This window comes from Sphingomonas aerolata (assembly GCF_023935825.1).
GTDB lineage: Bacteria > Pseudomonadota > Alphaproteobacteria > Sphingomonadales > Sphingomonadaceae > Sphingomonas > Sphingomonas aerolata.
In genome coordinates, this window is record NZ_CP098762.1 from 1,694,940 (window position 1) to 1,717,500 (window position 22,561).

The following is a 22,561-nucleotide window of genomic DNA, read 5'->3' on the forward strand; positions in this document are numbered from 1 at the left end:
GTGTTCATGACCGTGCCGGTCCGGCGGGTCAGCCGGGCAGCAGCATTCCGTGACGCTTCTTGCCGAGGCTGAGGCGGACCGGCGCGGCGACGGGGATCGTGGCGGCGGGGTCGCGCAGTGGTTCGCCGTCGACACGGACTGCGCCTTCGCCGATCTTGCGTCGTGCTTCGCCGTTCGATGCGACGAAGCCGAGCCCGACCAGCGCCTCGACGACGCCGATGCCGGTCCCGGTGCAGACGAGACTCGGCAGCGCGTCGCCCGACGCGCCTTCCTCGAAGGTCTTGCGCGCGGTCTCCGCGGCCTGCTCGGCGGCATCGCGGCCGCGGCACATCGCGGTCGCCTCGTTCGCGAGGACGACCTTCGCGGCATTGATCTCCGCGCCTTCGAGCGCCTCGAGACGCGCGATCTCGTCGAGCGGCATGTCGGTGAACAGCCGCAGGAACCGGCCGACGTCGCGGTCGTCGGTGTTGCGCCAGAACTGCCAGTAATCGAAGTGCGGCAGCTGGTCCTCGTGCAGCCAGACCGCGCCCGACATCGTCTTGCCCATCTTGCCGCCGTCCGCGGTCGTGATCAGCGGGGTGGTGACGCCGTAGACCTCGGTGCTGTCCATCCGGCGCGAAAGCTCGATGCCGTTGACGATGTTGCCCCATTGATCGGAGCCGCCCATCTGCAGCCGGCAGCCGGCGCGGCGCGACAGTTCGAGAAAGTCGTACGCCTGAAGGATCATGTAGTTGAATTCGAGGAAGCTCAGCGACTGTTCGCGGTCGAGGCGGAGCTTCACCGAATCGAAGGCGAGCATCCGGTTGACCGAGAAATGCTGGCCGACGTCGCGCAGGAACGGGATATATTCGAGCGCGTCGAGCCACTCGGCATTGTCGAGCATCACCGCGTCCGTGGGGCCGTCGCCGAACGTCAGGAAGCGTTCGAAGATGCGGCGGATCGAGGCGACGTTGGCCTTGATGCCGTCCTCGCCGAGCAGCTTGCGCGCCTCGTCCTTGAAGCTCGGATCGCCGATCTTGCCGGTGCCGCCGCCCATCAGGACGATCGGCTTGTGGCCGGTCTGCTGGAGCCGACGGAGTAGCATGATCTGGACGAGGCTGCCGACGTGGAGCGACGGCGCGGTCGGGTCGAAGCCGATATAGCCGGGTACGACCTGCTTGCCCGCGAGCGCGTCGAGCGCGGCGGCGTCGGTCATCTGGTGGACATAACCGCGCGCGGTCAGCGTGGTGAGCAGGTCGGACTGGTAGGTCATGGAGGAGCCACTAGCAGCGGTTGTGCGCTCCGTCATCCCGGCGGCGTGGTCATCGTCACGTCCCGCCGTCATCGCATTCTGGACGGTCATCACATCCTCAACCTTCATCCTGACGAAAGTCAGGATCCAGGGTTACACGCCCTGGCGCTCATCGCTCTGGATCCTGACTTTCGTCAGGATGACGGATTTTGGGACGGTGAGTCCGAGGCAACGTACACGCCGGTTACATCCGCGGCAGCTGCGACGACGGGTCGACCGGGGTGCGGCCCTTGCGGAGTTCGAAATGGAGTTCGGGGCGATCGGCGAATCCGGTGTCGCCTGAGAGCGCGATCGTCTGGCCGCGCTTCACGCTCTGGCCACGCTGGACCAGCAGTTTCGAGGCATGGCCATAGACGCTGGTCCAGCCGCCGCCATGCTTGACGATCACCAGCCCGCCGAGCGCGGCAATGCCGTCGCCGACATAGGCGACGACGCCGTCGGCGGTGGCGCGGATCGGGGTCGATACCGGAACCGCGATCTTTATGCCGTCATTGCGTTCGCCGCTGGCGCCGTGGCCGAACCGCTTCACGACGCGGCCGTCGACCGGCCAGAGGAAGCCGCCGCCCGCGAGCCGTACGGGCGCCGTGACGACGGCGCTCGGCGGCAGGATGCGCCGCGGGGTCGGGGTCGGGCGGACCGGCGCCTGGTTGGTCGCAAGCGCAGGCTCGCCGCCGGTCAGGATGTCGTCGACGTCGAGCGTGAACGCAGCCGCTCGATCGGCAAGGCTGGTGCCGCCTTCGGTATCGGGGATGACGATGCGCTGGCCCGCACGCAGCACATAGGGTTCGAGCAGCGCGTTGACGGTGACGATGCGCGACCAGGCGACCCCGTAGGCGCGAGCGATCGCGATCCCGGTCTCGCCGCGCCGGACGAGGTGGTAGCGGCCTGCCGGGATGGTCAGTCGCTGTCCCGTCTGGATCGTGAAGGGCGGTTCGATCGCGTTGGCGCGCGCGATCGCCTCGCTGCTCGCCCCCGAACGTTCGGCGATGGCGAGCAGCGTATCGCCCGGGCGGACGGTATAGAGTGATTGCTCGACCCGCTGCGCATCCGCCGCGACCGGGCGCTCCTCCCAGGCGGGGCGCGGCGCGGGCAGCGTCGAGACGGGCACGGGGATGCGATCGGCGCGCCGGACGGGTGAAGGGGCAGGGCTGGCGTCCTGCCGCTCCGCGCGGCGCGGATAGGTGCGCCGACGCGGCGGAGCGTCATAGGGGTCGGATCGGGCGGCGTCGCTGCGGTCGCGCGCGTCGTTCGCGGAGCGGTCCTGCGGGTCGGCGGGTGGGAGGCGCTGGATCCGTTCGAGCGACTGCGGCGGCGGCCCGCGGTCGGACCGGACCGGCGTGTCGACGCTCGGGATGCACCCGGCGAGAGCCAGCGCCGCGCCCAGGATCGCGGCGGCGCGCGTCACGCGTAGGCGCGTCCCAGCATGTCCAGCGACTCGGCATGCGTCAGATCGAGATGCAGCGGCGTGACCGAAATATAGCCGTCCGCAATCGCCTCGAGATCGGTCGCGTGAAGCGGCGTCTCGACCGCGCCGCTCAGCGCGAACCAGTGATACTCATAGCCGCGCGGGTCGGTGTTGGTGACGATCTGCAACCGGCCATAGTCGCGCAGGCCCTGGCCGACGACGCGAATGCCGCGCACCGCATCCGCCGTGCCGACGGGGAAGTTGACGTTGACGAGCGTCCGGGGGGCGAGCGGCGCATCGAGCAGCGGGCGCAGGACGCGTTCGCCCCAGGCAGCCGCGACCTCGAACGGGACCGAATCGCCCATGCCTTCCCGGCTATAGACCTGGCTCAGCGCGATCGACCGGACCCCGGCCAGCGCACCCTCCATCGCGGCGGAGACTGTGCCCGAATAGGTCACGTCCTCGGCGAGGTTGGCGCCGCGATTGACCCCCGACAGGATCAGGTCGGGGGGGCTGTCCTTCATGATGCGGGCCAGCGCCATCATCACCGCATCGGTCGGCGTGCCGGCGACGGCATAGCGTTTCTCGGCGAACTTGCGCACGCGCAGCGGTCGCGACAGCGTCAGCGAATGGCCCGCGCCCGACTGTTCCTCCGCCGGCGCCACCACCCAGACATCGTCGGACAGCGTCGCGGCGATCGCCTCGAGCACCTTCAGCCCGCGCGCATGATAACCGTCGTCATTGGTCAGCAGGATCCGCATCAGGCAGCGGGCTTGAGCAGGGTGAGGCCGCCCAGATAGGGCTGGAGCGCAGTCGGCACCGCGACCGCGCCATCCGCCTGCTGATAATTCTCGATCACCGCGACGAGCGTGCGGCCGACCGCGAGGCTGGAGCCGTTGAGCGTGTGGACGAACCGCGTCGCCTTCTCACCCTCGGGGCGATAGCGCGCGTTCATGCGCCGCGCCTGAAAATCGGTGCAGGTCGAGATGCTGGATATCTCGCGATACTGCGCCTGGCCGGGGAGCCAGACTTCGAGATCATAGGTGCGTGCTGCGGTGAAGCCCATATCGCCACCGCATAGAAGCATCCGCCTGAACGGAAGCTGCAACGCGTCGAGCACGCCCTCGGCGCACTGCGTCATCCGCTCGTGCTCGGCCTCGGACTGGTCCGGGGTGACGATCGCGACCATCTCGACCTTGTCGAACTGGTGCTGGCGAATATAGCCGCGGGTGTCGCGACCGGCCGACCCTGCCTCCGAGCGGAAACACGGCGTCAGCGCGGCGAAGCGGAGCGGCAGTTCGCCTTCGGTCAGGATCCGTTCGCGCACGATGTTGGTCAGGCTGACCTCTGCGGTCGGGATCAGCCAGCGGCCGTCGGTGGTGCGGAACAGGTCCTCGGCAAACTTGGGCAGCTGGCCCGTGCCGAACACCGCCTCGTCGCGCACCAGCAACGGCGGCGCGACTTCCTCGAAGCCGTGATCGCGCGTCAGCCGGTCGAGCATGAACTGGCCGAGGGCGCGCTGCAGCCGTGCGGCGGGGCCGCGTACCAGCGTGAAACGGGCACCGGACATCGCAACGCCGGTCTCGAAATCGAGCCCGATCGCCGGGCCGACGACGTCATGCTCGCGCGGGGCGAAGGCGAAGTCGGGCTTCGTCCCGCGTGCATGGACGAGCACATTCCCGCTCTCGTCGACCCCCGCAGGGACGTCCGATGCGGGCAGATTGGGGATAGCCGCGAGCGCCGCATCGAGCTCGGCGGTCAGCGCCGCCTCGTCGGCCTCGAGCGTCGGCAGCGCGGCCTTCAGCGCGGCAACTTCCGCCATCAACGCCTGCGCGCGCGGCTCGTCCTTCTGCGCCTTGGCCTGGCCGATCGCCTTGGACAGCTCGTTGCGGCGGGTCTGCGCGGCCTGCGCTTCGGCGATCGTCGCGCGGCGGCGCTCGTCAAGGGCGACGAGCCGGTCGCTGGCGGGGGCAGCGCCGCGACGGGCGAGGGCTGCGTCGAACGCGGCGGGGTTTTCACGGATCAGACGGATATCATGCATGGCGCTAGGCTATGCCGAGGCCGGCAAGCGCGCGCAACCCGGTGCGCCCGCGGGACGTTGGGGAGGGCAGAGGCACAGATCAAAGAGGAGAAAGCCCGTGGATCTTCCGCACAAGTCCGTCGTCATGGTCGCCGATGGCCGCAAGATGTTGTTCCTGCGCAACGAGGGCGATGCCGCCTTTCCTAACCTGGTCGTCGAAGAGGCGGTCGAGCAGGAGAACCCCGCGACGCGCGACCAGGCGACCGACTCGGCCGGCCGCGCCTCGTCCCCGCAGGGTGCCGCGCAGAGCTCGGTCGAACCCACCGATTTCCATCAGATCGAGGAAGACCGGTTCGCCGCCGACGCAGCCGAACTGCTCAAGACGCGCGCGTTGAAGAACGACTTCGATTCGCTCGTCATCGTCGCACCGCCCAAGACACTGGGGGAGATGCGCAAACATTATCACAAGGCGGTCAGCAGCAGGCTGGCGGGCGAGCTTGCGAAGGATCTCACCGGGCATCCGATTGCCGACATCGAGACGGCGCTCAAGAACGCCTGACCGTTGCCACCCAATAGTTGAAAAGGCCCGCAACACGTTGTTGCGGGCCTTTTTTCATGTCCGAGATTTATGCGCGATCAGTCGGCGGCGCGCTTGGTGAACCGCCGACGCGCGACGAGGGCCGCGGCCGCGGCGCCGAACAGCAGCACCATCGGGGGTGCCGGAACGGGGGCGGGTGGCCCGCCGCTCGAGCCGGTGCTGCCATTGCCGCCGCCGTTCGAGCCATGCCAGCCGCCGTTCGAGCTCCAGCCGCCATTGCTGCTCCAGCCTGCGCTGCTCGATCCATAGCTCGACGACGAGGTCGAGCTCGATCCGCTGCTGGTCGACGACACGGTGCCGCCCGAGCTGCTGCTGGTCGACGACGCGACGTTGCCGCTGGACGAGGAAGACACGTTCCCGCTGGACGAGGACGAGACATTGCCGCTGGACGAGGAGGACACGTTACCGCTGGACGACGACGATACGTTCCCGCTCGACGAGGAGGATACGTTACCGCTGCTCCCGCCGCTGGCGGACGACGAGGTGCTCGACACCGACGCGCCGCCGGTGCTGGACGACGATCCGCCCGTCGATGATCCGCCCGTGGATGACCCGCCGGTGGATGACCCGCCGGTCGACGAGGTGCTGCTGACGCCACCGCTCGAGGTCGAGCCGCCGCTCGTGCTCGATGAACCGCCGCTCGTGCTCGACGAGCCCCCGCTCGAAGTCGACGAGATGACGATGCTGCCGCCCGAGCCGCCACCGCCGAAGAAACCGCCGCCAAAGCCGCCGCCGCCAAAGCCTCCACCCGGGCCGCCGCCGCCGAAAAAGCCGCCGCCGCTGTTTACCGGCACGGCGGTCGGGCTGCCGGCGCCGCCCACGAACGGGTCGGCGAACCCCACGGGCACCGGGGGCGCGTTGGCGACCGTCACCATGGCCGGCGCGCAGGCGGTGGTGCGTGTGGTGACGACGCGACGGATGCGCGGACGGGCGACGGCGCCAATTTGGCGGGGGACAACGCGCTTTGTCATCGTCTTGGCCTGAATCGCGCGCTTCGGACGCTCGGCGACATGGACGGCGCCGCCGCCGATGATCGCGCCTCCGCAGGCACACGCGCATAATTTGGCCAAGGCCATCCGCACCGACATACTCAAAGTCTCTCTCGTTGCCGACGCGCAGACGACGTCGGATCGCGTTCACGGCACTCGGACACCGTGTTCGCACAAAGCGCAAAACAAAGCGTTAAGCGCAAGCGCCCATGACGTGATCTGGTGGTCATTCTTACAATATCGCGACGGGCGGGGCGCTCAATACGCAGACCGTGCCGTGGCGGGACAGTTGTCGCATCTAGGATCATGGCGACGGGCTCGTTCGCGGGACTCGCTGAGGCCGTAGGCGGGCGGTGTAACCCGGATGCATCGGTACGCAAGAATGTGTCTTCATTATCGATCCAAGCGCAAGTCTGCTCGCTTGTGGTCCGGAACACGTAAGACTATAGGCCCTTTCACCATTTGGGGGTGGCTTCGAGACGCGGCTTTTCGCGCCGACCGGCCAGAGGGAGAGTGGTATGGCAACGGTAATGAATCGCGTAGACGAGCACGGTACCAATCTTGCAGCAGCCAATGATGCCGACGGCTATCGACCGACGGCCGACGAGCCGTTCATGAGCCTGCGTCAGCAGGCCTATTTCCGGCAGAAGCTGCAGCAGTGGAAGGACGCTATCCTGCGGGAATCGCAGGAAACCCTGTCGCAGCTCCAGGTCGATTCGCTGCGCGAGGCGGATCTGACCGACCGTGCGTCGAGCGAAACCGACTGGTCGATCGAACTGCGGACCCGGGATCGCCAGCGCAAGCTCGTCTCGAAGATCGAGGCGGCGATCCGCCGGATCGACGATGGCGAATATGGCTATTGCGAAGTCACGGGCGAACCGATCAGCCTGGCCCGCCTCGAGGCGCGGCCGATCGCGACGATGACCGTGGAGGCGCAGGAACGCCACGAGCGCAACGAAAAAATCTCCCGCGAGGACTGATATCGGATCGGCGAACAGCGCATAGGCACGTGGTCCGCCTTCTGATATATGCGACGCATATCTCGACGTCGGGACACAGGAACACGGATGGACATGAGAAACCAAGGGTCGTTGGGCGCCGAGGGTGCGGCAGGGGCCGGCGCCGGGGAGTCCGTCGAGGATAGCGCAGACCCGGGCCAGAACCGGCCGGTTCGTGACAGCCTGCTGATGATTGCGCGGTTCAGCTATGCCGACGGTGCGGGTGTGTACGAGGTGCGGGTCCGCAACCTGTCCGAAGGCGGGCTGATGATCGAGTTCGATCGGCCGCTCGCCGTCGATACGCCGGTCACGATCGACCTGCGCGGGATTGGTGAGGTTACCGGACGGGTGGCGTGGTGCACGCAGGGCCGTCTGGGAATCGCGCTCGACGAGACGATCGACCCGATGAAGGCGCGCAAGTCGGTCGGGCAGGGGCAGACGACGCCGACCTTTGCCAAGCCGATCGTGTTCCGGGAGCCGCGGTCGCGGTGACCTCGTTCGGCAGAGCGGGGCATCGTTAGGTTGCCGGTAACGGTTGAATAGGGGCTGACTAAAGAGGCGGTGGTGGCGTATCCGGCACCCCGCCAGTCCGGCTTTCCCGAGGGGGAAGGAATCGGAAAAGCCGGAACCGCGTGACGACAGGCCGATCGCCCGCCGCCACGAACGGCGTGGGGTCTAGAGGTTGGCGAGTTCTTCCTTCAGGCGAAGCTTCTGCTTCTTCAATCCTGCGAGCGCCAGCGCGTCGGGCATGGGCCGGTGTACCTCTTCGGAAATCCGGCGGTCGAGCATTTGATGCTTGGTTTCCAGCGCAGCCTGGTGCGTCGTTTGCATGGTGGAAAAACTCCTTCTGCATTCGTGTTGGGGTGCTGAGTAAACCATCGCCCCAGCTAAAAGTCTTTAACGAAGATTGGTGAATCGACCGGGCGAGCCGTCGCGTGCGACGGGCCGAGTCCTGTGACCACGGACGGCGCGCGTCGGGCAGTTTGGTGCTCGCGCAATGCCACGCATTTGCTAAGGACTGCGTAGCAGGGGTGGGCGAAGGACATGATGGTGGACGAGGCACAGATCAGGGTCCGGCTGGACGAAATCCGGACCGAGCATCGCGACCTCGATTCGGCGATCGCCGCGCTCTGGTCGCTCACCGTTCCCGACCAGCTGCAGATCGCCCGGCTCAAGAAGCGCAAGCTGCGGCTGCGCGACGAAATTGCCGCGTTCGAGGACCAGTTGATCCCCGACATCATCGCCTGATCCGTCCGAGCACGCGCGGATGCGGGGCGTGATTTCGGCCAGCGCCTTCAAATTGCGTCATAATATAGATGGAGCGGTCGATCGAAGCGGCGCGTTTCGGGACACATCCTGGCGCATCGATGCGTTTTCCCGATGGGCGCGGCGATGCGGCTATGGCAGTCGGGCAGAATGATTGGTCGACCGCCCGAACTGCCCCTGCAAGACCGCATGATCGGTGCGCTGTACCGTGAGGCGATGCGGCTGGCCGAAGAGGCCCGGGCCTATTTCGACGATACGGGACGGACCGACCGGGACGGGCTCGAACCGCTCGTCCGCGTCAGCCTGAGCTGTGAATCGCTCAAGGTCACGACCCGGTTGCTCCATGTCCTCGCGTGGTTGCTGACGCAGCGCGCGGTCCAGGCGGGTGAACTCACGCGGGGCGAGGCGCTGGATCCGGCGCGGCGGCTCGGCGAGGCGCCGGTGACCGATGACGCGATGCTGGCGGCGTTTCCGCCCAGCGCGAGGGCGTTGATCACCGCGAGCATGCAGCTTCACCGGCGCGTCGCGCTGCTTGACGCCGCGCTCGATGCGCCACGGCCCGCCGCCAGCCCCGCCTTGTCGATGCAGGATCGCCTCGCCCGCGTCCTCTAATGCCGCTGGCGGGGCGTACCGCCAGACGAGCCTGGCCTAGGCGAGGCCAAGCCGGGTGCGTGCCGCGCGATATTCGCGCTCGAGCCGGTCGACGCGGTCGGCGACGCTCTCGACTGCGGTGACCGCGCCGATCCCCTGGCCCGATCCCCAGATATCCTTCCACGCCTTGGGCTTCGATCCACCCTCGGCATTGGCGCCGGCCCCGAAGTTCATCGTCTTCAGATCGCCCTCGGGCAGCGCATCGGGATCCATCCCCGCCGCGACGATTGACGCGCGCAGGTAATTGCCGTGCACGCCGGTGAACAGGTTCGAATAGACGATGTCCGCCGCGCGCCCCGCGACGATGCCGTCCTTATAGGCCTGGTCGGCATTCGCCTCGACGGTCGCGATGAAGGGCGAGCCGATATAGCCGAAATCGGCGCCCATCGCCTGCGCCGCGAGCACCGCGTCGCCGGTCGCGATCGCGCCCGACAGCGCGAGCGGACCGTCGAACCACTGGCGAATCTCCTGGATGATCGCAAACGGCGACAGTCGCCCGGCATGGCCGCCGGCGCCCGCGGCGACCGCGATCAGGCCGTCGGCACCCTTTTCGATCGCCTTGCGCGCGAACCGGTCGTCGATGACGTCGTGCAGCGTGATCCCGCCCCAGCCATGCACTGCAGTGTTCAGATCCTCGCGTGCGCCGAGCGAGGTAATGACGATCGGCACCTGCCATTTGGCACAGGTTTCGAGATCGCGTTCGAGCCGGTCGTTCGACTTGTGGACGATCTGATTGACGGCGAACGGTGCCGCCGGACGGTTGGGATTGGCGCGGTTGTGCGCGCTCAGTTCCTCGGTGATCCGGTGCAGCCATTCGTCGAGCATCGCCTGCGGTCGCGCATTGAGCGCCGGGAAGGACCCGACGATCCCCGCCTTGCACTGGGCGATCACCAGGTCGGGTCCGGAAATGATGAACAGCGGCGACCCGATCACGGGCAGGCGCAGGCTCTTTAGAATAGCGGGTACGGTCATGGCGCGTTTCATAGCGCAGCCGAAACGGCTGCGCTAGCACTCTGGTTAGAGCGGCAGTCACGTGTGATTGCCATGTGACCGCAAATGCTTAGAGCGGTCGGCATAGAATGTTCCGGAGATGTGCCGCCATGAAGTTTGCCGTTGCCGCCCTGCTGGCGCTGTCCGTGTCTGCGCCCGCGCTTGCCGCACGTCAGTTGCCGCGCAGCGTCGTGCCGATTCTGTACGATATCCAGGTACGCCCGGATGCGAAGGCGATGACGTTCAGCGGCACCGAGACGGTGACCATCGACGTCAAGCAGGCGACCCGGACGATCCAGCTGAACGCGGCGGATCTCAACGTCACTTCAGCGACGTTCGACGGCCGCCCCGCCACCATGAAGGCGGACGCTGCCGCGCAGCTGCTCACGGTGACGCTGCCCGCGGCGGCGAGCGTCGGGCGGCACAGCCTGGCCTTTGCCTGGACGGGCAAGATCAACCAGTCCGCGTCCGGGCTGTTCGCGATCGACTATGCCAATGCCGACGGGTCGTCGTCGCGGATGCTCGCGACGCAGTTCGAGGCCCCCGACGCGCGCCGGTTCGCACCGATGTGGGACGAGCCCGCGTTCAAGGCGAAGTTCCGCCTGTCCGCGGTCGCGCCGGGCGCGCAGCTTGCATTCTCGAACATGCCTGCCACGGCGATCACGAAGCAGGCGGACGGCACGCAGCTCTACAAGTTCGGCGAGACGCCGCTGATGTCGAGCTATCTGCTGTTCCTCGGCATGGGGGACATGGAGCGCAAGACTCTGATGGCCGGCAAGACCGAGATCGGCATCATCAGCCGCAAGGGCGTCGTCGACCAGGGCGACTATGCGCTCGCCGCCGCGAAGGACCTGCTCGCCTATTACAACGACTATTTCGGCCAGCCCTATCCGCTGCCCAAGATGGACATGATCGCGGGGCCGGGATCGAGCCAGTTCTTCGGCGCGATGGAGAATTGGGGCGCGATCTTCTATTTCGAGAACGAATTGCTGTTCGATCCCAAGCGCGCGACCGAAAGCGCGAAGCAGCGCATCTACACCGTCGTCGCGCATGAAATGGCGCACCAGTGGTTCGGCGATCTGGTGACGATGGCCTGGTGGGACGATCTGTGGCTGAACGAGGGGTTCGCCTCGTGGATGGAGGGCAAGTCGAGCGGCGTGCTCGTGCCAGCGTGGAAATCTGAGGCGGCCGCGGTGTCGGGCGAGCGCGAGGGGGCGATGGGGATCGACGCAACGTCCGCGACGCACCCGATCATCCGCAAGGTCGAGACCGTCGACCAGATCGGCGAAGCGTTCGACGGCATCACCTATTCGAAGGGGCAGGCCGTGATCGGCATGCTCGAATCAACGCTCGGCCCCGACGTGTTCCGCAAGGGCATCCGCAGCTACATGGCCAAGTATAAATACGGCAACACGGTCACCGAACAGCTCTGGGCCGAACTGTCCGCGGCAGCCGGCAAGCCGGTCGCCGAGATCGCGCACGACTTCACCTTGCAGGGCGGCGTGCCGCTGGTGACGATGACGGGCGCGACCTGCAACGGCGGCGTCACCACCGCGACGCTGACGCAGGGGCGGTTCGGGCTGGATGCGGCATCGAAGACGCCGCAGACCTGGCACGTGCCGCTGGTCGTGGGCAATCTCGGCGGTGCGCAGACGGCGACGATCGTCACCGGCGCAGCGTCGTCGCGAGTCACGATCCGGGGATGCGGTACGGTCGTCCTCAACCGCGGCAAGGGTAGCTATACCCGCGTGATGTACGACGATGCGGGGCATGCCGCGATCGTCCGCGACTATGCCAGACTAGACCTCGCCGACCGGCTGGGTACGCTCGGCGATGATTTCGCACTCGCGGCGGGCGGCTATCAGGACCTGTCGCGCTATTTCGCGGTGATGGACAAGGTCGGGCCGGACGCGGATCCGCTCGAATGGTCGTCGATCGCAGGTGCGCTCGGCCGGATCACCGGGCTGTACGACGACACCCCGCTCGAGGCGCCGCTGCGCGCGCGGTCGGTCGCGATCCTCGGCCCCGTGCTCGCGCGGATCGGCTTCGAGGCTAAAGCGGGCGAATCGCCACTGACGAGCAATTTGCGCGAGACGCTGGTCGGGCGGCTCGGCACCAATGGCGATACGGGCGTCGCGGACCGCGCGCGGCGCTATGTCGCGGCGCTGGCGACCGATCCGACCGCGATCCCGCCGGCGATCCGCCAGCCGATCCTGTCGACCTATGCGGTCAATGCGACCCCGGCGGAATGGGATGCGCTGCTTGCGCTCGCCAAGGCGGAGACTAGCCCGGTTGCCAAGAACCGGTTCGTGACGCTGCTCGGGGCCGCGCGTGATCCCGCAACTGCGGGGCGGGCGCTCGCGCTGCTTAAGACCGACACGATCTCCGCGCCGCAAAAGGCCGGGCTGCTCCGCGCGGTCGCAGGGGCGCATCCCGACCTGGCGTTCGACTGGGCGGTCGCGAACCGTGAGCTGGTCGAGAGCTTCCTCGAGGCGAGCACGCGATCGGGCTATATCGTCGGGCTCGGCGCGGGCTCGAACGATCCGGCGATGCCGGGGAAGATCAGCGCCTTTGCGGACAAGTATCTGCCCGCCTCGTCGCGGGGCGGCGTGACGCGGTCACTGTCGACGATCGCGGTCCGCAAGGCCGCCGCCGACCAGCTGCGTTCCGCCGTCACCAAATGGGTCGCCGGCTGACACAACGGCGCCGGATCCCGGGCGATGTCCCGGGATCCGGTGCTCACCCCTAGTCGATGCGCGTCAGTCCGGTTGCGCAGGCGCGGGCCTTCTCGACATAATGCTGGGCGGAAACGCGGAGCGCCGCGATCGCCTGTTCATCGAGCTGCCGGACCGCACGCGCCGGGCTGCCGATGATCAGGCTGCCCGCGGGGAAGGTCTTGCCCTCGGTGACGAGCGCGCCGGCGCCGACGATGCAGTCCTCCGGGATCACCGCATGGTTGAGCAGGATCGCCCCCATGCCGATCAGCGACCGGTCGCCGACCGTGCAGCCGTGAAGGATGGCGTGATGGCCGATCGTGCAATCCTCGCCGATCCGAAGCGGCGCGCCGGGATCCGAATGGAGCATCGCGCCCTCCTGGATGTTGCTCCGCGCGCCTATGACGATCGGCGTATTGTCCGCGCGGACGACCGCCCCGAACCAGACACTTGCCGCCTCGGCCAGCTGGACGTCGGCGATCAGATCGGCGCTGGGCGCGACCCAGGCGGTCGGGTGGCAGGTGGGGCGTTTGTCGCCCAGGGCATAAAGCGGCATCGCAAAGTCTCTCCGTCGAACCCGCGGGCTGCGACGAAGCCCGAAACGACACCGCCGCACCGCAGATCATCGGTTCGATGTCTGCGATACGGCGGGATCGTCTGCAAGGGCGGCAGGACAGGCCGTCAGGCGACGGGCGGCATGCCCTTGATCACCTTGTCGAGCGTCAGCGGATATTCGCGGATCCGGACGCCACAGGCATTGTAGACCGCGTTCGCGACCGCAGCGCCGACGCCGCAGATGCCGAGCTCGCCGACACCCTTGGCCTTCATCGGTGACGACTTGGCATCGGTCTCGTTCATGAAGAACACGTCCTGATAGGGCACGTCGGCATGCACCGGGACATGATATTCGGCCATGTCGTGATTGACGAAATAGCCGAACCTTTTGTCGACGACCGCATCCTCCATCAGTGCCGCACCGACACCCATGGTCATCGCACCGATGACCTGGCTGCGCGCCGATTTGGGGTTGAGGATTCGTCCGGCGGCAAACGCACCGCTCATCCGGCGTACCCGAACCTCGCCGGTCGCCGAATCGACCGCGACCTCGACGAAATGCGCGCCGAAGGTCGACTGCGCATAGGTCTTGGTCAGATCGCCGAACTCGATCGAATCCTCCGCCGACAGGCCCGCATCGCCCGCCGCCTCGGCGAGCGAGACGCTGCGGTTGCCCGACTTCACCTTGCCGTCCTCGAAGACGATGTCGGTCGGGTCGAAGCCGAGCTTGCGTGCGACGCTGTCGCGCAGGGCCGAACAGGCGGCATAGACGCCCGCAGTCGAGCTGTTGCCGCCCCATTGGCCGCCCGAGCCGGACGAGACGGGGAAGCTGCTGTCACCGAGCAGGACGATCACTTTGTCGAGCGGGACGCCCATCATCTCGGCCGCGGTCTGCGCGATGATCGTGTAGCTGCCGGTGCCGATGTCGGTCATGTCGGTGGCGACGGTGACGACGCCCTTCTTGTCGATGCCGACGCGCGCGCCCGACTTCATCGTGACATTGTCACGGAAGGCGGACGCCATGCCCATGCCGATGAGCCAGCGGCCTTCGCGGACCTGGCCCGGTACGGGATTGCGCTTGTTCCAGCCGAACCGCTCCGCGCCCGTCCTGAGACAGCCGACGAGATCGCGTTGCGAGAAGGCGCGCTTGGGCGATTCGGGATCGACCTGCGTGTCGTTGACGATGCGCAGCTGGACCGGATCCATCTTCAGCGTCTCGGCAAGCTCGTCCATCGCCGCCTCGAGCGCGAGCAGCCCGACCGCCTCGCCGGGGGCGCGCATCGCGTTGCCCTCGGGAAGGTCGAGCGTCGCGAGCCGCGTCGCGGTCATCCGGTTCGCGCCTGCATAGAGCAGCCGGGTGACGTTCGGCGCAGTCTCGGGTCCACCGCCGGGGAGATCGCCCGACCAGCTTTCATGCGCGATCGCGGTGATCGTGCCGTCCTTGCGCGCGCCGATCCGCAGCCGCTGGATCGTCGCCGGACGGTGCGTGGTGTTGTTCATGATCTGCGGACGGGTCAGCGCGACCTTGACGGGCTTGCCGCCGATCGCGCGCGAGGCGAGCGCGGCCATCACCGCATCGCTGCGGATCCAGAGCTTCGACCCGAAGCCGCCGCCGACGAAGGGCGACAGGACGTGGATGTCCTCCTTGGGAATGCCGAGCGTCTCGCTCATGTCGCGCACCGCCCAGTTGAGCATCTGGTTCGACGTCCACAGGGTCAGCTTCGACCCCGTCCACGCAGCGGTGGTCGCATGCGGTTCCATCATCGCATGGCTCTGATCGGGCGTGGTATAGGTCTGGTCGAGCTTGACCGGGGCCTTGGCAAACGCGCCGGCGAAGTCGCCGATCGCGGTATCGGGCTTGCCGTCCTTCGGCTTCACCGCGGCGGATTTCTCCGCGGCGAGATCGAACTTCCCTGCGCTGCGGGCATAGGTGACGCGGACCAGCTTGGCGGCAGCGCGCGCCTGTTCGAACGTCGACGCGACCACGATCGCGACGGCCTGGTCGAAATGCTGGACGTCGGGGCCCGCGAGCATGCGCGCGGTATGCGCCTGCGCCTTGGCCACCGTACCGGCATTTTCGTGCGTCACGACGGCGAGGACGCCCGGTGCAGCCTTGGCTTCGGCAGAGTCGATCCGCTCGATCCGGCCCTTGGCGATCGCGGCACCGACGATATAGCCATAGACCGCGCTGGGGGCGGCGTCGTTGCGTTCATAGGCATAGCGCGCGGTTCCGGTGGTCTTGCGCTTGCCGTCGATGCGGTCGACCGGTTGGCCGACGACCTTCATGCGGTCGATCGGGTTGGTCGTTGCGGGGGTGTCGAACTTCATGGCGATCAGGCCTTCGCTTCTTCGAGCACTGCGTGGATCGTGCGTTCGATCAGCGGCAGCTTGAATGCATTTTGCGACGTCGTGCGGGCGCCAGCCAGAACGGCCGCGGCCGTGGCCTTGGCACCCTTGGGCAGTTGCGCCTCGGCAGCTTCGACCCGCCACGGCTTGTGCGCGAGGCCGCCAAAGGCAAGGCGCCCGCGGCCATCGGGCTGGACGACCGCCGCGACCGACACCAAAGCGAACGCGTAGGAGGCACGGTCACGCACCTTCTGGTAGATGTGCGTGCCGCCAATCGGCTTTGGCAGCGTGACTGCGGTGATCAGCTCACCCGGGGCGAGCGCGGTCTCGATATGCGGCGTCGTGCCCGGCAACCGGTGGAAGTCGGCGATCGGGATGGCGCGCGTCTGGCCGGCCGAATTGACCGTCTCGACGGTCGCATCGAGCACCCGCATCGCGACTGCCATGTCGCTCGGGTGCGTCGCGATGCACGCATCGCTGGTGCCCATGACCGCGAGATTGCGGTTGAAGCCACCGATTGCCGCGCAGCCGCTGCCCGGCTGGCGTTTGTTGCAGGGTTTGGTCGTGTCGTAGAAATAGGGGCAGCGGGTCCGCTGGAGCAGGTTGCCCGCGGTGGTCGCCTTGTTGCGCAGCTGGCCGGACGCGCCCGACACCAGTGCCCGGCTGAGCACGCCGTAATCCTTGCGAACGCGGGCGTCGGCGGCGAGGTCGGTGTTGCGGACCAGCGCACCGATCCGCAGGCCGCCGTCGCTGGTCGGTGCGATCGTGTCGAGATCGAGACCATTGACGTCGATCAGATGCTGCGGCGTCTCGATCTGCAGCTTCATCAGGTCGAGCAGGTTGGTCCCGCCCGCGATGAACTTGGCGCCAGGAGTGCGGACGGCAGCTGCCGCGGCGGCGCTCGCGGTCTTGGCGCGTTCGAAGGTAAAGGCCTTCATGCCATGCGCTCCGTGCCGGCGACGTCGTGGATTGCGTCGATGATGTTCGAATAGGCGCCGCAGCGACAGATATTGCCGCTCATCCGCTCCTGGAGTTCGGCGGTCGTCACCTTCGGCTTGGCGGCGATGTCGCCGGTGGCATGGCTGGGGATGCCTTCCTTGATCTCGTTGAGCGTCGCGACCGCGGAGCAGATCTGGCCCGGCGTGCAATAGCCGCACTGATAGCCGTCATGCTTGACGAAGGCGGCCTGCATCGCGTGCAGCTTCTCCGGCGTGCCCAGACCCTCGATCGTGGTGATCGAGTCGCCCTCGTGCATCACCGCGAGCGTCAGACAGCTGTTGATCCGCCGGCCCTCGACGATGACCGTGCAGGCGCCGCACTGGCCGTGATCACAGCCCTTCTTCGTGCCCGTAAGCTTCATCTTCTCGCGCAATGCGTCGAGCAAAGTCGTCCGCATATCGACCTCGATCAGGGTATTGCGACCATTGACCTTGAGCGTCACCGGCATCGTCGTCGGCGGGGTCTGTTGCGGTGCCGCCACCTGCGCACCCACCGGGGTCCCGGTCAGGGTCGCGGTCGCTACGCCACCCGCGATCACGCCACGGCGCGATACGGGAAATCCGTCATTGCTGTTCATAAAGATCTAAAGCTCCCTGATCCGCTAACGAACGGATCGCCACGGAACCGGTTGCGTCGCCACGCCGGAATCCGCCCTAACTCGGAAAAAATAGGTATCAGGCGGCTGCCGCGCCATAGGGCGGGACCGGAATAATCGACGGTCTAAGCCAAAAGTCCCAATCCGACACCGTCATTGACCCTTCAAATCGCACGCAATTCTGATATCGTTATGATCACGATCAAGGGATTGAGCGATGCAGAGTTACGCGCAGACGGTTGCTCGACTAAGGTCGATGGCTTTCCTCCTCGAGGAGGCGCTGCGCATCGCGGACGAAGGCGGCAATGCGCTGGTCGGCGCGAAGATCAGCGATTGTGTCGACTGGATCGAACAGGAGCTGACGTCGGTCAATGTGCGCGCCGCGCTCCATCCGATCACCAAACAGGGCAGCGCGGACCCCGCCTGAGGGTCTGGCGCTCGGCGGGTCGAAACCACGTCAGTGGTGGAGCCAGCAAAGGTCCCGTTCTTGAGGATCGTTAGCTGGACCGTCTGGGCATGATTTATCTCGGCGTTTGATAGGCTCGCGCGCGGCCGATGCCAGTTAAGGCAGCCGATAACGGCGGCGATCCGTGACCAGCGTCGCTCGTCCTGACTGTGCGCGCTGCCGGTTGCTGCAGCGCGCGCGCAGTCCGCGTCCTCGCGCTTTCATCGGTGCCGCGACTCGACGTCAAAAAGAGTCGGAGATGGAGCGATGGACAGTCTGCGCCCCCTGTGCTCGGATCTGTGCAGAGGGGAACAGCATGAGACCGATTTTCAGATCTGGAATGGCGCTAACGGCGGTCGCCGCGACGATGGCTTATGGCATGACCCCAGGGGTGGCGCGCGCCCAGGTCGCAGATCCCCTAGCGATGACGACCGATCCCGCAGATCGCGCGGTGATGGCGGAGGCAGCGTCGGCGATTGCCGGACGATCGCCCGACATCGCCCGGCTCGATGCGGTCCTTGCCAAACTGCCGCGGCCGACGCCGCTGCGCGGCATGGTGCAGACGGTGCGGGCCGGTGTTCTCGCAAGCGCGCAGGCGACCGGCCCCGCGGTCGCGGCGATCGAGGAGGCGCTGCGGCTTCTGCCGGATGATCCGCGGCCGAAACTCGTCGCGACGGGCATCTATACGTTTTCCGGTTCGCCGCAGCGCGCCGCGGATCTCCTCCTCCAGGCCAGCCGGCTTGCGCCTGAGATGACGCGGCATTTCGACCGCTACGTCGTCATGGCGTTGACGGGGCGTTTGACCGAGATCGGCGACCGGAGCCGGGCAGACCGGCTCAACGCCCGGCTTGGCGAGATCGGCTTCAGTTCGGGGCTCGCGCCCGAGCGCTCGACCGCAGCCTTGTCCCGCACGCGCGAGGCGATGCGGATGTCGCCAGGCGCATCGACTGACGAGGCGGCAAACCTCGTCACGACGATCGGCGATCCGGACGATCTGCTCACACTCTATATCGACCGACGCTATGCACCGCTCTGGCCGCGGATCGCCGAGTGGGCCGGTGCCGATCTTGCCGCCCAGTCGCGACGCTACCTCGACGAGCTGCGCGGCGACTGGGCGGCGGCTGCCGATTTCGACACCGCTACGCCCTATGCGCGTCGCCTTTCCCGCCTCGAGGCGTATCCCGCGGTGCTCGGCCTGTTTCTGCCGATGTTCGACGGGATTGAGGCCGGGGCGGCGGTGCCCGTGGAGGCTCGGGCCGCGGGCGCGCCGCGGGGCGAGGGCGTGTTCCTCGCGCCGATCGTCGCCAGGGCGCTGGCGCATCAAGGGCGCTATGACGAGGCTCGGGCATTGCTTGCCAGGGTCGCGACGACCGTGCCGGCCGAGGACCAGGGCAATGGCCTCAATCTCGACGGCGCCTATCTGACGCTTGCTGCAATGGAGACCGACTGGCCGCAGGTCCTCACGCGCGCCGACGTCTTTCTCGATCGGGCGAAACGATACGGGAGCAACGTCAACCGCGCGTCCGTCCTGCTCGTCAAAGCCTGGCAGGCCTGTGCGCTCGCCCGCACCAGCCAGAGCGCTGCCGCCGAACCCGTCACCGCAGAGGTGCTGTTGGACGAAGCGCTGGTGCCGGGCGCCGCGATGCAGATGTATGTCTGTCGGGGCGACCCGGCCGCAGCACGCGCGCTCGTCATCCGCCGGCTCGCTGACGAGACGACCCGCGACTGGGCATTGCGCTATGTCCAGCCGACCGGCTCCGCAACGACGACGCCGCTCGACCGGTTGACGGACCCGGTCGACGACGCGGTCCGGACCGCGCCCGACGTCGTCGCCGCGGCGACGCGGGTAGGGCGGATCCTGCCGAATCCCGTCAGCGTCGGGCTGCCGCAGGGGTTCGATCCGTTCCGCCTCCAACCGCGAAAGACGCCGCTGGACGCGAACGCAGTCTAGGCGGCCGCGACGCCGATCGACCTCAGTCGCCGCACTGGGTCATTGGCACCGGCGCCGAATCGATCCGCACGTCGGATACCGACACCCCAAGCGCGCCGTCGGTCGCCAGCACGAAGGGCGCGGTGACATCCGCCATGTCGACACCGCGCTTGGCAAAGCATTGCAGCGGCACGACGACCTGGCGCCATTCGCCCGGCGTACCGGTCGCTAGCGTCCTGGTGATCGGGACGGTCACCACGGCGCCGTCATGGCCGACCATGCCGAGCGTGACGGGTGCGCTGGCGGCGCGATCGACGCGCAGGTCGACGACGAGGCTCAACTCGCCATTGCTCTCCCGCGTAAGATCGAGCGGACGATCCGCCTCGATGCGTGCCTCGGCCGCACCGCCCGACCAGACGAGGCTGCGTGCATCCTCCTGGCGGCGGCGGTCGACCGCCGAGGCGGTGAGCCGCCGGTTCGTCGTCGTCGCATTGACGCCGAGGAGGCGGACTTTCGACTGCCCCTGTTCAGCGAGGACGAGCGACCAGCCTTCGGGGACGCGACCCTTGCCGAACACGATGCCGCTCGATGCCACGGCGAGTCCGGCGGGGCGCGTCTCGTCGAGCTTCGCGACGGTGCCCGGCTTGGCGTAGCTCAACCCATAGCCGTAGGCGAACAGCGGGTCATAGCCGGGGTCTGTGCTGTTGAGCACATATTGATCGGGGCGTTTGGGCCAGGAGAAGCTGAGCTTGCCGCGGAAGTCGTTCGCGATGCGCCCGTCCTTGGTGCGGAACAGCACGTCGGCGACGCCGCCGCCCTCGCTGCCCGGCAGGAACGCCGCGACGAACGCATCGGCGGCATTGAGCTCGGCGTTCACCCAGAGCGGTCGTCCGGAGAGGAATACCGCCACCACCGGCACGCCCGCCGCCTTGAGCTTGCGGAGCAGCGCGAGATCGGCCTTGTCGTCGGGGCTATAGTCGAGCGTCGGGCGGTCGCCCTTGAACTCGGCATAGGGCTGTTCGCCGAACACGACGATCGCAGCATCGGGCTTCTTCGCGAAGTTGCCGTTCGCCGACAGCGTCGCGGTGCCGCCCGCCGCCTTGACCGCCGCGTCGATGCCCGACCAGATCGACTGGGCATTGGGGAAGTTCGCATTGGTGAGGCCGCTACCCTGCCAGGTCAGCGACCAGCCGCCCGCCTGTTGCGCGATATCATCGGCACCGCCGCCCGCGACCAGGATGTTGGCCGAGGGTTTGAGCGGCAGCAGCCCGCCTTGGTTCTTGAGCAGCACCAGTGACTCGCGCACCGCCCGCCGCGCGATCGCACGGTGGTCGGCCGCGCCGATCCGCTCCATCTTGCCCGCAAGCGCGCGCGACGACGGCCGCCCGCGGTCGAACGTGCCCGCGCGCAACTTGACGCGGAGGATGCGGCGAACCGCGTCGTCAAGCCGCGCGGCAGAGATCTCGCCCGACTGCGCCTGTTTCAGCGTGTTGGCGTAAAGCGTCTTCCAGCCGCTGCCCGAATACATGAACATGTCGAGCCCGGCATTGATCGCGGAAGCGCAGCTCTCGTTCGAACAGCCCTCGACCTGGCCGTGGCCGTTCCAGTCACCGACCACGAAGCCGTCGAAATGCAGCCGGTCTTTGAGCACGCCGGTCAGCAGGCTCTTATTGCCGTGCATCTTGGCGCCGTTCCAGCTCGAGAAGCTCGCCATCACCGATTGCGTACCTGCCTCGATCGCGGCGGGGTAGCCACCGAGATGAATGTCGCGCAGCGTCGTTTCGGGGATCAGTGCATCGCCCTGGTCGCGCCCGCCGGTGCCGCCGTCGCCGAGGAAATGCTTGGTCGTCGCGATCACGCGGTCGGGGGCAAGGAAATCCCTGGTGCCGACCTTGCCCTGCACGCCCTCGATCACCGCGCCGGCGAAATCGGTCTGGACCGCGGGTTCTTCCGAATAGCTTTCATAGGTGCGGCCCCAGCGATCGTCGCGGACCACCGCGAGCGTCGGCGCGAAGGTCCAGTCGATCCCGGCGGCGGCGGTCTCGATCGCGGTCACATGGCCGATCTCGCGCATCAGGTCACGGTCGCGCGTCGCACCAAGGCCGATATTATGCGGGAAGAGCGTCGCACCGGGAATGTTGTTGTTGCCGTGCACCGCGTCGGTGCCCCAGATCACCGGAATGGCGGGCCGACCGTCGCTGCGCGCCATCGACGCATCGTAAAAGGCATCCGCGAGCTTCAGCCACTCGATCGGCGGCGCGAGATCGTCGCCGTTCGGCCCCGAATTGCCCCCGTTGAGGATCGAGCCGAGCTTGTAGGTGCGCAGGTCCGCGGGGGTGATGCTGGCGATGTCGACCTGGATCAGCTGGCCGACCTTGTCCTCGATCGACATGCGCGCGACGATCGCGTCGAGCCGCGCTTCGATCTTCGCGGCGCGCAAAGGCATGGCCTTGGCGGTCGGCCAGAGGCCTGGATTCGCGACCGCCGAAAGCGGTGTGGACGCCGGGTTTGCGGCTGGCGCGGCAGATGTCGGAGCAGATGTTGGAGTAGATGTCGGGGCAGGGGCAGGGGGCGGCGAGGCTGGCGGTCGCGACGCGATCGGCGAGGCCGCGGTCTGTAGCAGCAGTGCGATCGTCACCGATGAGAAACCCGTCGACATCCTTATCTCCCTGATCCCGGTTCGAAGCGCTTCGACTGATGCCGACGCCCCCGGGCATTGCCACCCTGCTATCGCCGCAGCGGGGCGTCGGGCAAATCATTTACGTTACA

21 protein-coding genes are annotated in these 22,561 nt (G+C 67.4%); 9 read left to right on the forward strand and 12 right to left on the reverse strand.

What is annotated here, in order from left to right; genetic code table 11:
* Nucleotides 1-28: 28 nt before the first annotated feature.
* The 4 genes from tyrS to serS form a co-directional block, all read right to left on the reverse strand.
* Nucleotides 29-1,252, reverse strand: a complete 1,224-nt coding sequence (gene tyrS, locus NEF64_RS07965; protein WP_031395516.1) for a tyrosine--tRNA ligase — start codon at nt 1,250-1,252, stop codon at nt 29-31.
* Between the two features lie 223 nt (nt 1,253-1,475).
* Nucleotides 1,476-2,696: a peptidoglycan DD-metalloendopeptidase family protein gene (locus tag NEF64_RS07970; RefSeq protein ID WP_252574781.1), complete on the reverse strand. Its 1,221-nt coding sequence runs from the start codon at nt 2,694-2,696 to the stop codon at nt 1,476-1,478.
* Nucleotides 2,693-3,457 carry a 5'/3'-nucleotidase SurE gene (gene surE / locus NEF64_RS07975; protein WP_031396217.1) on the reverse strand — a complete coding sequence of 255 codons (765 nt, stop codon included), beginning with the start codon at nt 3,455-3,457 and terminating at the stop codon, nt 2,693-2,695. The genes NEF64_RS07970 and surE overlap by 4 nt, the downstream gene beginning before the upstream one ends.
* Entirely contained in the window at nt 3,457-4,737 is a 1,281-nt protein-coding gene (gene serS / locus NEF64_RS07980) for a serine--tRNA ligase (protein ID WP_056405934.1), read from the reverse strand. The genes surE and serS overlap by 1 nt, the downstream gene beginning before the upstream one ends.
* 97 nt (nt 4,738-4,834) lie before the next feature.
* Between serS and NEF64_RS07985 the strand changes: the two genes are divergently transcribed.
* Nucleotides 4,835-5,275, forward strand: coding sequence for a host attachment family protein (locus tag NEF64_RS07985; protein ID WP_031441820.1), 441 nt, complete (start codon nt 4,835-4,837; stop codon nt 5,273-5,275).
* Nucleotides 5,276-5,352: 77 nt separating this feature from the next.
* Here the strand turns inward: NEF64_RS07985 and NEF64_RS07990 are convergent, their stop codons facing one another.
* A complete protein-coding gene (locus NEF64_RS07990; protein WP_082446684.1) occupies nt 5,353-5,607 on the reverse strand; it encodes a PEP-CTERM sorting domain-containing protein in 255 nt (84 codons plus the stop codon).
* Between the two features lies 1 nt (nt 5,608).
* On the opposite strand from NEF64_RS07990, the gene NEF64_RS07995 reads away from it, so the two are divergent.
* The 3 genes from NEF64_RS07995 to NEF64_RS08005 all read left to right on the forward strand — a co-directional run bounded on the left by NEF64_RS07995 (nt 5,609) and on the right by NEF64_RS08005 (nt 7,793).
* A complete protein-coding gene (locus tag NEF64_RS07995) occupies nt 5,609-6,298 on the forward strand; it encodes a hypothetical protein (RefSeq protein WP_235516327.1) in 690 nt (229 codons plus the stop codon).
* 523 nt (nt 6,299-6,821) lie between these two features.
* On the forward strand, nt 6,822-7,283 hold the full coding sequence (gene dksA, locus NEF64_RS08000; RefSeq protein WP_031393916.1) for an RNA polymerase-binding protein DksA: 462 nt from the start codon (nt 6,822-6,824) through the stop codon (nt 7,281-7,283).
* An 87-nt stretch (nt 7,284-7,370) separates the two neighbouring features.
* Entirely contained in the window at nt 7,371-7,793 is a 423-nt protein-coding gene (locus NEF64_RS08005) for a PilZ domain-containing protein (protein WP_235188463.1), read from the forward strand.
* Nucleotides 7,794-7,976: 183 nt separating this feature from the next.
* On the opposite strand, the gene NEF64_RS08010 is transcribed toward NEF64_RS08005, so the two are convergent.
* Complete coding sequence (locus NEF64_RS08010; protein ID WP_081874429.1) at nt 7,977-8,132, reverse strand: YdcH family protein; 156 nt, start codon at nt 8,130-8,132, stop codon at nt 7,977-7,979.
* A 219-nt stretch (nt 8,133-8,351) separates the two neighbouring features.
* Between NEF64_RS08010 and NEF64_RS08015 the strand changes: the two genes are divergently transcribed.
* Nucleotides 8,352-8,549 (forward strand): YdcH family protein, encoded by a 198-nt coding sequence (locus NEF64_RS08015; protein WP_031393918.1) that lies wholly within the window; start codon nt 8,352-8,354, stop codon nt 8,547-8,549.
* A 168-nt stretch (nt 8,550-8,717) separates the two neighbouring features.
* Entirely contained in the window at nt 8,718-9,179 is a 462-nt protein-coding gene (locus NEF64_RS08020; RefSeq protein WP_031441823.1) for a DUF1465 family protein, read from the forward strand.
* A gap of 36 nt (nt 9,180-9,215) precedes the next feature.
* On the opposite strand, the gene NEF64_RS08025 is transcribed toward NEF64_RS08020, so the two are convergent.
* A complete protein-coding gene (locus tag NEF64_RS08025) occupies nt 9,216-10,190 on the reverse strand; it encodes an NAD(P)H-dependent flavin oxidoreductase (protein ID WP_056405932.1) in 975 nt (324 codons plus the stop codon).
* A gap of 128 nt (nt 10,191-10,318) precedes the next feature.
* Here NEF64_RS08025 and NEF64_RS08030 point away from each other — a divergent pair, with 128 nt between their 5' ends.
* A complete protein-coding gene (locus NEF64_RS08030; RefSeq protein WP_056405931.1) occupies nt 10,319-12,904 on the forward strand; it encodes a M1 family metallopeptidase in 2,586 nt (861 codons plus the stop codon).
* A gap of 49 nt (nt 12,905-12,953) precedes the next feature.
* On the opposite strand, the gene NEF64_RS08035 is transcribed toward NEF64_RS08030, so the two are convergent.
* The 4 genes from NEF64_RS08035 to paoA form a co-directional block, all read right to left on the reverse strand.
* Complete coding sequence (locus tag NEF64_RS08035) at nt 12,954-13,478, reverse strand: gamma carbonic anhydrase family protein (protein ID WP_056405930.1); 525 nt, start codon at nt 13,476-13,478, stop codon at nt 12,954-12,956.
* A gap of 125 nt (nt 13,479-13,603) precedes the next feature.
* Complete coding sequence (gene paoC / locus NEF64_RS08040; protein WP_056405929.1) at nt 13,604-15,805, reverse strand: aldehyde oxidoreductase molybdenum-binding subunit PaoC; 2,202 nt, start codon at nt 15,803-15,805, stop codon at nt 13,604-13,606.
* Nucleotides 15,806-15,810: 5 nt separating this feature from the next.
* Nucleotides 15,811-16,761, reverse strand: coding sequence for an FAD binding domain-containing protein (locus tag NEF64_RS08045; RefSeq protein ID WP_056405928.1), 951 nt, complete (start codon nt 16,759-16,761; stop codon nt 15,811-15,813).
* The gene (gene paoA, locus NEF64_RS08050) at nt 16,758-17,399 is read right to left on the reverse strand and encodes an aldehyde dehydrogenase iron-sulfur subunit PaoA (RefSeq protein ID WP_056405927.1); all 642 of its coding nucleotides are present in this window, start codon (nt 17,397-17,399) and stop codon (nt 16,758-16,760) included. The genes NEF64_RS08045 and paoA overlap by 4 nt, the downstream gene beginning before the upstream one ends.
* 274 nt (nt 17,400-17,673) lie before the next feature.
* Between paoA and NEF64_RS08055 the strand changes: the two genes are divergently transcribed.
* Complete coding sequence (locus NEF64_RS08055; protein ID WP_156360293.1) at nt 17,674-17,844, forward strand: hypothetical protein; 171 nt, start codon at nt 17,674-17,676, stop codon at nt 17,842-17,844.
* A 442-nt stretch (nt 17,845-18,286) separates the two neighbouring features.
* On the forward strand, nt 18,287-19,813 hold the full coding sequence (locus NEF64_RS08060) for a hypothetical protein (protein ID WP_156360292.1): 1,527 nt from the start codon (nt 18,287-18,289) through the stop codon (nt 19,811-19,813).
* A gap of 22 nt (nt 19,814-19,835) precedes the next feature.
* On the opposite strand, the gene NEF64_RS08065 is transcribed toward NEF64_RS08060, so the two are convergent.
* Complete coding sequence (locus NEF64_RS08065) at nt 19,836-22,451, reverse strand: glycoside hydrolase family 3 protein (protein WP_276576762.1); 2,616 nt, start codon at nt 22,449-22,451, stop codon at nt 19,836-19,838.
* Nucleotides 22,452-22,561 lie beyond the last annotated feature (110 nt).